This window comes from Kocuria sp. JC486, assembly GCF_011602805.1.
Taxonomy (GTDB): Bacteria; Actinomycetota; Actinomycetes; order Actinomycetales; family Micrococcaceae; genus Kocuria; species Kocuria soli.
The window spans coordinates 61,085-70,007 of record NZ_JAAOZS010000016.1; the positions used below are offsets into that span (position 1 = coordinate 61,085).

Here is an 8,923-nt window from a genome sequence, read left to right on the forward strand (position 1 = left end):
CCTGCGCCCTCAGCGGAGTTCCTTGAGCCGCTGCCCCAGGACCGTGGTGACGCCGTCGCGCATGGTCACGCCGTACACGGCATCGGCGATCTCCATGGTCCGCTTCTGGTGGGTGATGACGATGAGCTGAGAGGTCTCCTGCAACTCCCGCAGGATGGTCAGCAGGCGCCCCAGGTTGCGGTCGTCCAACGCGGCTTCGACCTCGTCCAGCACGTAGAACGGAGACGGCCGAGCCTTGAAGATGGCCACCAGCATGGCGATGGCGGTCAGGGACCGCTCGCCACCGGACAGCAGTGAGAGTCGCTTGATCTTCTTCCCCGCGGGGCGCGCCTCGACCTCGATCCCCGTGGCGAGGTAGTCACTCGGATCGGTCAGGCGCAGCCGCCCCTCCCCTCCGGGGAACAAGGTCGAGAACACACCGGTGAATTCGCGTTCGACGTCGTGCCAGGCCTCCGCGAAGACCTTCTCCACGTGCTCGTCCACGTCGCGGATGATCTGGCGGAGATCCGCCCGGGTCTTCTTGAGGTCCTCGAGTTGTTCGGAGAGGAACGAGTGGCGTTCCTCGAGCGCGGCGAACTCCTCGAGCGCCAGAGGGTTGACCCGCCCGAGTTTGCTCAGGTCCTTCTCGGCGGCGGCCAGGCGCTTCTCCTGTTCGGACCGCACGTAGGGCTTGCCCAGAGGCTCGGCGTCGGTATCGACGTCGAGGTCCGTGTCCTGCTCGGGTTCGTCAGTCCCGGGTTCCACACCGGAATCGCTGCCGGAGTCTGAGCCTGAGTCGACGTCGTCGTCCGGCCCTTGCTGGGTGCCGTCGCGTTCGGCCTCGAGTTCCCGTCGCGCCGCGAGCGCGGCCGCCCTCTCGTCGCGCAGCTGGGCGGCCTCCAGGACGGCGTCCGCATCGGGGACCAACAAGTGGGGTCCGTAGTTGTCCACCAGGGCGTCCGGGGTCAGGCCCAGGTCTTCGAGTGACTTGGCCTCCAGGGCCTCGATCCGTGCCCGCTGCTGGGCCCTGGCGAGTTCGTCGCGGTGGACGCTGTCCGTGAGATCGTGGACGGTCTTACCGAGGGCATCGGTGCGCCCCCGCACCTCTTGGAGCTCCGCTTCGATCTGGGCGCGGACCTCCTCCGCGCGGGCACGCTCGGCCTCCGCGGCCTCGACCGAGGCGTCGATCCGGGTGAGGATCTGCGCCACCGCGTCCACCACGGCCTGGGCGTTACGCGCCTGCAGGCGACGTCGTTGTGCGCGCCGTTCGGCCTCCTCCCGGGCCCGCCGTTCACTGGCAGCGGCACGCTCCTGGGAATGTGCCCGGTTCCCCAGGGACCGGGCCTGTTCTTCGAGAGACCGCAGGGAGAGGCGGGCTTCGGTCTCGGCTCCACGAGCCCGGACCGCGGCGTCCTGGGCGGCGTCGCGGCGGGCCACGGCGTCCATGTGTCGCTGTTCGTCGGCGTCGTCGTCGGTGGTCTCCTGCGCGGCCTCAAGACGCCCGAGTGCCTCGGTCAGGGCTCGCTGTTGTGCGGCCACCTGGTCCTGCGCCTGTCCGACCTGCCGGTCGAAACGCTCGGACTCGGCCTGCGCGGAGTCGAGCACCGCCTCCGTCCGGGACAGCGCCGACTGTGCTTGTTGCGCGGCCTTCTCGGCGGTCTGCAGGCCCCCGCGCGCCGCATCCGCCGCAGGACGCAACCGATCCCGCTCCGCCGCTGCGGCTTCCGCTGCGACGGTGGCCTCACGCAGAGTCCGGGCGTACTCGTCCAGCTTCGCCTCGGCCTCGTCGGCGCGGGCCAGGGTTTCCATCGACCCCGCGGCCTCCTCTGCACCGCCCCACGCGGTGTGGGGGGCGAAGACGTCCCCGTGCCGGGTCACCGCGCGCACACTGGGGTGTTCGGCGACCAGGCGGACGGCCGTGGCCGCGTCCTGCACCAGGACAGTGTCGGCCAGCACCGACCGCACGTGATCGAGCACCTCCCCGGCGTCGCCGGTCACGGCTTCCGCGGCCGGTCGCACGCCGGCGAGTCGGCGGACCTCCTCCGGGAGGCCCGGGTGCGTGGGAGCACCGTCAGTTCCGTCCGTGACCAGGACGTGCACGCGTCCGGCCCCGGACTCCCGCAGGGCGTCAAAGGCTCGGGCGGCGGCGGTGTGGCTCCGCACCGCGAGCGCCTCCGCCAGCGGACCCAGTGCCGCGGTGACCGCACGCTCCCACCCGGGTTCCACGCTCACCATGGATGCGACGGCACCGACCACCGCGTCCCGTGCCCGTTCACGAACCGCCTCGGAGCCGTCGGGTTGCCGCACGGAGGCACGCAAGGTCTCGGCACGCGCCGCCTGGGCGTCGTGGGCGCGTAACGCCTCCGTGCGCGCGGTGGCCGTTTCCCGGGCCAGTTCCCGCGCGGATTCGAAGGCTTCGACGGCGTCGTCCCGCTCGGCCCGGGCACGTTCGACGGCGGCCCGCGCGTCGTCTGCTTCGAGCCGGAGCTTTTCCACCTCACCCGCGGCGCTCTGTCGTCGTGCAGCGGCCTGCCCAACGGTCTCGCGCAGGCGTTCGAGTTCGTTCTCCGCGGCTTCCACCCGTGAACGCGCGGTGCCGACTCCCCCGGAGAGCTTGGCCATCCCCTCGCGGCGGTCGGCTGCGGAACGCAGGATCGCGGTGACCTCCGCTTCGGCGGCCCGCGCCTGCGACTCGGTGTCCTCACGGTCCTGGATGGCCTCGGCCAGGGCGTCCACGGCCTCTTCGACCCGGGCGAGCACGGCCTTCTCCTCGTCCCGGGTGCGCTGAGCCTGCTCGGCCAATCGGTCGGGGTCGCGGTCCGAGTGCGGGGTCTCCTCGGTGGTGCCCAACAGACGACGGCGTTCGGAGGCCACCTGGTGCAGGGACCGGTGGCGTTCCCGGACCGCGGTGAGTTCGTACCAGGTCTCGCGGGCCGCGGTCACGGCGGGGGTGGCTTCGGCGGCACGGGCCTCCAGACCGTCTTGGCGGGCGCGTGTCGCCGCGAGTTCCCGTTCGGCGGTCTCCTTCTCCTCCCGGAGGCGACGCTCGGTCTCGACGTCGACCGCCAACGCGGACTGGGCCTGGACCAGGTCGTCGGCCAGCAACCTGGCGCGGGCGTCCCGCACGTCGTACTGAATGCGTTGCGCTCGGCGTGCCACCCGCGCCTGACGGCCCAGGGGCGTGAGTTGACGGCGGATCTCCGAGAGCAGGTCCTCGAGCCGGTCGAGGTTGACCTGCATTCCCTCGAGTTTGCGTACCGTGCGCTCCCTGCGGCGCCGGTGCTTGAGGATGCCCGCGGCCTCCTCCACAAAACCGCGACGTTCCTCCGGAGTGGCGTGCAGGATGCGGTCCAGTTGTCCCTGTCCCACGACCACGTGCATCTCCCGGCCCAGCCCGGAGTCGGAGAGCAGTTCCTGGATGTCCAGCAGTCGGCAGGACTGGCCGTTGATTGCGTATTCGGATCCGCCCGTGCGGAACAGCGTGCGGGCGATGGTGACTTCGGTGAACTCGATCGGCAGGGCGCCGTCGGTGTTGTCGATGGTCAGGGAGACGTGCGCGCGACCCAGTGCCTGACGGCCGGAGGTCCCGGCGAAGATGACGTCCTCCATCTTGCCGCCGCGCAATGTCTTGGCGCCCTGCTCCCCCATGACCCAGGTGAGGGCGTCCACCACGTTGGACTTCCCGGACCCGTTGGGGCCCACCACGCAGGTGACTCCCGGCTCGAACTCGAACGTGGTGGCGGAGGCGAAAGACTTGAAGCCACGCACGGTCAAGGTCTTCAGATGCACCCGTCGATCCTAGCGTGCGCCTTGTCACGGGTCCGCCAGGGGAGAACACCCTGCCCGTTGAACAGGTGCCTTCCCACCGGTGGCTAGACTGACCGGAGCCGTTCTCATCCCCTCGACGAAAGCTCGTGCGTTGCCAGGAAACTCCATCATCAAGCACCAGAACGCCTCCCTCTTGTCGATCAAGAAGGTCGAGGCCGACGTGGTCGTCAAGTCGGAGACCGCCGACCAGAAGCTCGCGGAGACTTTCGAACGGCTCAAGTTGCCCACCGGGCTGCTCGAACGGTTGGCGGGAGTCAAAGAACACCGGGAGTGGTCGGAGGGTCGGCACTACACCGACGGCGCTGTGGAGGCCGCGCAGGCAGCCATGGACGAAGCCGGGATCACCCCGGACCAGGTGGGTCTGCTCATCAACTGTTCGGTGACCCGTGACGGTTACGAGCCCGCGGTGTCGGTCTCCGAACACGCACGTCTGGGCATGCCGTCCTCGACCCTGAACTTCGACATCACGAACGCCTGCCTGGGCTTCGTGAATGGGCTGACGGTGGCCTCCACCATGGTGGATTCGGGCGCGGTGGACTACGCCGTCGTCCTGGCCGCCGAGGACCCCACCCGGTGGCACCGTGAAGCCTTCGAGCGCCTCAAGCAGCCGCACGTGACCCGCGCGGACGTCATCCGGGAATTCGCCACCCTGACCCTGGGCTGCGGTGCTGCCGCGGCCGTCGTCGGCAAGGCGGACACCCACCCGGAGGGCCACCGCATCCGCACCTCCGTGACCCGCTCCGCCACCCAGCACCACGAACTGTGCATCGGTGGCTTCGACGGCATGTTCACGGACGCCTCCGGCCTGCTCAAGCACGGTGTGGGCCTGCTGACGGAGACCTGGGAGGAAGCCCGGACCCAGGGCTTCGAGTGGGACGACTTCGACTGGGTGATCGCACACCAGGTCTCGACCTCTCACACGGACAAGACCGAGAACGACATCGGCATTCCGTCGCACAAGCTGCCGCGGACCTTCCCGTTCTGGGGCAACGTGGCAGCCGCGGCACTTCCCATGACGCTGGCCCAGCAGGCCGACGGCGCCTTCCAGCGCGGCCACCGTGTGCTGGCCATGGGCGTGGGATCCGGCCTCAACGCGACCTTCATGGAGATCGACTGGTGACTCACACGGGCACGACACGCACGCACAAGACCCCCCGGCTCCCCTACACGGAGACGCCGTTGCCCGGACTGGACCCGCGGTGGTCCACGACCGTGGAGGTGGCCTCGAATGCGGCTTGCGAGCCCGTTCGCGGTCAGATCCGCACGTGGCACGTCCTGGACAACTGGGAGGTCCTTGAGGCCGAGGGCAAGCAGCCGGTCGGCACCGTCCTGGCCGTCCACGGCAACCCGACCTGGTCCTACCTGTGGCGCAACGTCATCGCGGCGGCCACGGAGGCCGAGCAGCCGTGGCGCGTGGTCGCCGTCGACCAGCTGGACATGGGTTTCTCGGAACGCACCGGGCTCAACCGGGGTTACGACGACCGGATCCAGGACCTCTCCGACCTCACCGCGGCCATGGGGCTCGACGACGAACACGTGGTCACCCTGGCGCACGACTGGGGCGGGCTGATCTCCATGGGGTGGGCCGAGCTGCATCCCGGGGCACACGTCGGCACGATCATGACCAACACGGCGATCCACCACGATCCCGCCAGCGGCCCCATCCCGGCTCCGCTACGCCTCGCGCTGGCACCCGCTGTCCACGGAATCCTGACCTCCCGGACCAACGCGTTCCTGGACGTGTCGATCGGGCTGGTGGAGTCGGGCCTGGACCCGGCGGTCAAGGTCGCGTTCAAGGCCCCTTACGAGACCGCGGAACGCCGCCAGGCGATCGAGAACTTCGTGGCGGACATCCCCGCGTTCGAAGGCCACCCGTCCAATCCCCGGTACGAACGGACAGCGGCCTGGGTGGCCACGTCCTCCGTCCCGGCCCTGTTCCTGTGGGGCACCAAGGACCCGGTGTTCAAGGAGCAGTACCTGCTGGACCTGATCCGGCGCATGCCGCAGGCCACCGTCCACCGGTACGAAGGTGCCAAGCACCTGCTCCCGCAGGACCGCGCGATCGAGGAACCGATCATGCGCTGGCTCACGGAGACCTTTGCGCAGGGCAGCACGCACCGCCAGGACCACCAGGCCGCCCGGCCCACCTCCGGTTCGCACGCCGCGTTCGTTCCGTTCCACTCCGGTCTGACCGAGCGCGCCGCGCAGCAGGCACACGCCTGGGAAGTGGCGACGGCGGACATGGGCCCCGCGACCAACGACCGCGAACCCGCCGTCAAGAAGCGCCTGGCCTGGACCGAGCTGGAGAACCGCGTGAACGCCGTGGCCTCCGGTCTGCTGGGGATCGGCGTGCGGCCGGGCGACCGCATCAACCTCATGGTTCCCCCGGGAACCGATCTGACCACCCTGATCTACGCGTGCTTCCGGATCGGGGCGGTCATCGTCGTCGCCGACACCGGCTTGGGCGCGAAGGGTCTGTCCCGTGCCCTCAAGGGGGCCGCCCCCAAGTGGCTGATCGGCGTTCCGCAAGCGTTGGTGGCCGCCAAGTCACTGGGCTGGCCGGGTACTCGCATCAGTGCGACGGCGATGGATCCCCTCCGGGCCAAGGCTCTGGGTGTGGCCCACACGGTGCCGCAGTTGGAGAAGTCCGGTCCCATTCCGTTCCCGGAGTTGGATCCGGACGCGGACGCCGCGGTGCTGTTCACCTCCGGTTCCACCGGACCCGCCAAGGGCGTGGTCTACACGCAGCGTCAGATGGCCGCGATGCGCGACGCCGTGGCCGCCGTGTGCGACCTGCGCCCGGGCACGGGGCTCGTGGCGGCCTTCGCCCCGTTCGCGCTCCTGGCTCCGGCGATGGGTGCGTCGTCGGTGACCCCCGACATGGACGTGACCAAGCCCCGGACGTTGACCGCCCGCGCGTTGGCGGATGCCGCCGGGGCGATCGAGGCGACCTCCGTGTTCGCCTCCCCCGCCGCGATCGTGAACGTCCTGGCCACGCAGGACGAACTCTCCGAGCACCAGCGGGAGGCGTTGTCCAAGGTGCGGCTCATGCTGTCCGCCGGGGCGCCGTTGCCTCCCCCGCTGCTCGAGGACCTTCAGGAACTCCTGCCCAACGCCTCGCTGCACACGCCGTACGGAATGACCGAGTGCCTGCCGCTGACCGACGTCGACCTCCCGACCATCCGGGAAGCCGCCGTGGACGCCCAGCCTGCGGGCGGTTCGGCACGTAGGGGTGCCGACGACGGCTCCGCACGTGTCGAGGGTGCCGGTGGCGGTGTATGCGTGGGCACCCCGGTGCCCGGTGCAACCATCAAGATCCGTGTCCTGGACAAGGACGGTGAGCCCACGGGTGACCTGGTGGACACCCCGGGGGTTCTGGGTGAGATCGTGGCCCAGGCACCGCACATGAAGGACCGCTACGACCGGCTCTGGGTGACCGAGAACGAGTCGACCCGGATCCCCGGTTGGCACTCGACCAGCGACGTCGGGCACTTCGACGCCAAGGGACGCCTGTGGGTGGAGGGCCGTCTGTCCCACGTGCTGCACACCGCCAACGGCGTCGTCGCACCCGTGGCGGCCGAGCACGCCGCTGCGAACGTCCCGGGCGTGGGGCGCACGGCGATCGTCGGCGTGGGCCGCAAGGGCGCCCAGGTGCCGGTGGCCGTGTGCGAGACGGAACCCGCGTCCAAGACCGTAGGACCCGCCCGCCCGGCGCTGGCAGCCAGGGTGCGCGACGCCGTCGCCGCAGCCACGGGCCTGGACGTGGCCGCCGTTCTGGTGGTCAAGGCCCACCCCACGGACGTCCGGCACAACTCGAAGATCGACCGCACTCTGCTCGCCGAATGGGCGCAGAACGCCCTGGGCGGGGGAAAGATCAAGAACCCATGAGCCCCACTCCCCAGAACACTCCCAAGGTCCACGGCCCGCGCAGGTCGCACCGCGCCACGGACGCCGAACTCCGGGACGTCACCGAGCTCAAGGGTGACGGCCGGCGGGTGCTCGTGACCGGTGCCTCCGGGATGCTCGGCGAGGCCGTGGCACGGTTGCTCCGTGACCGCGGATGGACCGTGCGGCTCATGCAGCGCAGTCCCGCCGCCCTGGCCGAGGAGCAGGGTTACGAGCAGTTCCTGGGCTCCGTCGATCGCCCGGAGGACGTGGAGCGTGCCCTGGAGCGCGTCGACGATGTCGTCCACCTGGCCGCCAAGGTGTCATTCGCGGGTGACTGGGACCAGTTCCTGCGCACCAACGTGACGGGCACGCGGGTTCTGCTGGAGTCCGCACGTCTGGCGGGTGTGGAGAACGTGGTGTTCGTGTCCTCCCCGTCGGTGGCGCACTCGGGATCCTCGATCCAGGGCGACGGCGCCGAACCCGCGGACCCGCACGCGGCCCGCGGCAACTACGCCCGTTCCAAGGCGGCCGCCGAACTGCTCGCCCTGGAAGCCGACTCCCCCAAGTTCAAGGTCACCGCAGTTCGCCCGCACATCGTTTGGGGTCCCGGCGACACCCAGTTGGTGGAACGGATCGTGGACCGGGCGGCACGCGGACGCATGCCGGTCCTGGACGACGGCGCCGCGCTGATCGACACCACGTACATCGACAATGCCGCGGAGGCGATCGTTCGCGCCCTCGAGCGGATCGAGGTCAGCCACGGTGAGGCGTTCGTGGTGACCAACGGGCAACCGCGGCCCGTGGGCGAATTCATCGCGATGATGTGCCAGGCCTGTAACGTGGCTCCCCCGACCCGCAAGGTTCCGTCCGGTGTGGTGAAGGTTGCGGGCAAGGTCATCGAGAAGATCTGGGCGATCAAGCCCGGTCAGGACGAACCGCCCATGACCGAGTTCTTGGCCGAGCAGCTGTCCACCGCCCACTGGTTCGACCAGAAGCGCACGCGTCAGGTGCTGGGCTGGGAGCCGTCCGTGACCGTCGAACAGGGCATGGAGAACCTCAAGGCCCACTACACGCAGAACCCGCTGCCCGTGGTCGCGGAGGTCCGTGAAAAGCGGATGGAGAAGGCCCGCCGCTCCGTGAGCTGACCGCTTCCTCCCCCCGTTACCTTTTCCGCGGCGCCTGGATCGTCCAGGATGAGCAGGTGCCGGCCAGCCGGTCCTCGGCATGA

At 69.9% G+C, this 8,923-nt stretch carries 4 protein-coding genes; 3 read left to right on the forward strand and 1 reads right to left on the reverse strand.

The features are described 5' to 3' along the window. Positions 1 to 9 precede the first annotated feature (9 nt). Complete coding sequence (smc, locus tag GWK18_RS09305; protein ID WP_166834798.1) at positions 10 to 3,768, reverse strand: chromosome segregation protein SMC; 3,759 nt, start codon at positions 3,766 to 3,768, stop codon at positions 10 to 12. Positions 3,769 to 3,898: 130 nt separating this feature from the next. Here smc and GWK18_RS09310 point away from each other — a divergent pair, with 130 nt between their 5' ends. Genes GWK18_RS09310 through GWK18_RS09320 form a run of 3 tightly spaced genes read left to right on the forward strand, consistent with a single transcriptional unit; the run spans position 3,899 to position 8,840 of the window. Then, entirely contained in the window at positions 3,899 to 4,927 is a 1,029-nt protein-coding gene (locus GWK18_RS09310) for a 3-oxoacyl-ACP synthase III (protein WP_123825178.1), read from the forward strand. Continuing rightward, positions 4,924 to 7,695, forward strand: coding sequence for an alpha/beta fold hydrolase (locus GWK18_RS09315; RefSeq protein WP_166834800.1), 2,772 nt, complete (start codon positions 4,924 to 4,926; stop codon positions 7,693 to 7,695). Before GWK18_RS09310 ends, GWK18_RS09315 begins: the two co-directional genes overlap by 4 nt. Continuing rightward, a complete protein-coding gene (locus GWK18_RS09320) occupies positions 7,692 to 8,840 on the forward strand; it encodes an NAD-dependent epimerase/dehydratase family protein (RefSeq protein ID WP_166834802.1) in 1,149 nt (382 codons plus the stop codon). The genes GWK18_RS09315 and GWK18_RS09320 overlap by 4 nt, the downstream gene beginning before the upstream one ends. Positions 8,841 to 8,923: the final 83 nt, after the last annotated feature.

Excerpts from the sequence above, each read along its gene's own strand:
- GWK18_RS09320 (WP_166834802.1), top strand. The coding sequence starts at position 7,692 with ATGAGCCCCACTCCCCAGAACACTCCCAAGGTCCACGGCCCGCGCAGG.